The 2,274-nt window shown below is 72.1% G+C and carries 2 protein-coding genes; one reads left to right on the forward strand and one right to left on the reverse strand.

Annotated elements, in window-relative coordinates:
- Positions 1-1,529 (forward strand): DnaJ domain-containing protein (locus AC2W7M_RS24050; RefSeq protein ID WP_486135505.1); only part of this gene is annotated, 1,529 nt, incomplete at its 5' end.
- Positions 1,530-1,544: 15 nt separating this feature from the next.
- Here the strand turns inward: AC2W7M_RS24050 and AC2W7M_RS24055 are convergent.
- A partial coding sequence (locus AC2W7M_RS24055; RefSeq protein ID WP_486135507.1) for an SPOR domain-containing protein occupies positions 1,545-2,274 on the reverse strand: 730 nt, incomplete at its 5' end.

Raw genomic sequence — 2,274 nt, forward strand, 5'->3', positions numbered from 1 at the left:
TTCCGTCGGGCGCGGCCCTTTGCCCCCTATGTGGTGGAGGCGAAGGAACGGCGCGATCCATGGTCGAGAACAAGGGCAAGGACGTCACATCGGCTCCCGCGGGGAGCCTGTCCAGCGCGGACGACACGGCGCGCTTCCTCGACGCGGTGAAGCGCGCGCCCGGCACCGCCGCGGGGCGCGGGCGGCTCGCCTTCGCGCTTGATGCCACCGCGTCGCGCCAGCCCACCTGGAACCTCGCCTGCGAGATTCAGTCGGGCATGTTCGCCGCCGCCGCGCGGCATGGCGGGCTCGACATGCAGATCGTCTATTATCGCGGCCAGAGCGAATGCCGGGCCTCGCCCTTCGTCGGCGACGCGGCGACGCTCGGCCGCCTGATGCGCAGCATTGCCTGCGAGGGTGGACTGACCCAGATCAACCGCGTCCTGTCGCACCTGCTGAACGAGGCCGAGCGCTCGGGCCTGCGCGCCGCCGTGTTCGTGGGCGACGCGCTGGAAGAGAGCGAGGACCGCCTGCACGCGCTCGCCGGCCAGCTGGCGCTGCGCGGCGTGCGGCTGTTCGTGTTCCAGGAAGGCGAGGAGCCGCACGTGGAACGCTGTTTCCGCGCGCTCGCGGCCGTGACCGGCGGCGCCTATTGCCGCTTCGATGCGCGCGCGGCGGCGCAACTGCGGCAGTTGCTGGAAGCGGTGGCCGCCTATGCGGCCGGCGGGCGCGCCGGCCCTCACCGCGCGGCGCGATGCCGGCGCGCTCAAGCTCATTTCGGCCCTCGGCGGATAGGAGCCCTCAAGGTGATCAGTCTCATCGCCGGCGTCGCGCTGCTGGCGCTCGGCCTCTACGGCCTCAAGCTCTGGACCAAGGCCGACCCGAAGGTGCTGGTGGCGATCCTGTTCCGCTCGCTCGCTTACGCCGCCCTGCTCGGTGCCGCGGGCGCGCTGGTGACCGGGCGCTATGCCGCGGTGGTGCCGCTCGCGGCGGTCGGCATCATGCTGCTCGGCCGGCTCGATCCCGGCGGGGTCGGCGCGGCGCTGGGCGGGATGTTCGGCGGCATGTTCCGATCGCAGGCAAGGCCGCCGCAGATTTCGCGCGTGCGCTCGCCGCTCCTCGAGATGGAACTTGACCACGCCAGCGGCGACCTCACCGGGCGGGTGATCGGCGGGGACCATGCGGGGCGCGCGCTGGACAGCTTCGCGGTGCCCGAACTTCTGGCGCTCCGGCGCGTCTGCGATCCGCAGTCGCTCGCTCTACTCGAAGCTTATCTCGACCGCCGGGCGCCCGCCTGGCGTGAGAACGTTGAGGGCGATCAGGGTCCGGGGAGCGTCGGCGGCAGCGGCGGGGCGTCGGTCGGCGGCGGCGCGATGACCGAGCAGGAGGCCTATCAGATTCTTGGGCTTGAGCCGGGCGCGGACGCGGCCAGCGTCCGGGCGGCCCACCGCGCCCTCATGAAGAAGCTCCACCCCGATCATGGCGGATCCAGCTATCTTGCGGCCCGGATCAATCAAGCCAAGGAAGTGATCCTGCGCAAACATGGCTGATTCTCCCTCAAGACTTCAATTCTTGAGAGTCATGCAGCCGAAATCGTTACGCTGGAGTAAACGGCAAGCCTCGCGGGCGCCCTTCTCGTCGAGCCCGGAGAATCGGGCGCGGTAGAGCTGGCCCGAGCCCTTCGCCACCGTCTCGGTATAGGCGTCCGCCTTGGCGAGCAGCGTCTTTGCCTTGGCGCGGGCGGCATCGAGCCGGGCGCGGGCCTGCTTCTCCCCGTCGAAGGCACCGACCTGGATGATCCAGCCCGAGCGGGCGCTGGCAGGAATTGGGGTGCGGCTGGCGCTGCCGCCAGCGGGCGGAAGCGGCGTCGGCGCCAGCGAGGCGGTGCGCACCAAGGCAGCCGGCTCCGGCTTGCGCGCGGCGCTCGCCATGTCGGAGCCGTCGAGCACTGGCCACACGCTCGCCTCGTAGCGCGCCCGTTCCTCCGCCGTCAGTTCGGGCACGGACGCCAGTTGAACGGCGACCGGCGCGCGGGGGGCCAGCCGATCGCTGGATTTGGCTGCGCTGCGGGTGTTCGGGCGGCCGTCCGCGGTGAAGGCGGCGGTGGGCGGCGAGAACTGCGAGACCTGTGTCGGGCCGGCATAGCCGAGGGCGCCGACCGTCGGGGTGAAGCGGCGGCGGACGCCGGGGCGGCGGCGCGCTTGACGGGGATGGTCTTCACGCCGGTGGGCTGGATCGGCGCGTCGCTGCCGATGGCGGCGGCCTGGACCGGTGCCGGCGGGAGGTGGAGCGGCG

This window comes from Xanthobacter sp. BG11Y11_SDJG (genome assembly GCF_057364445.1).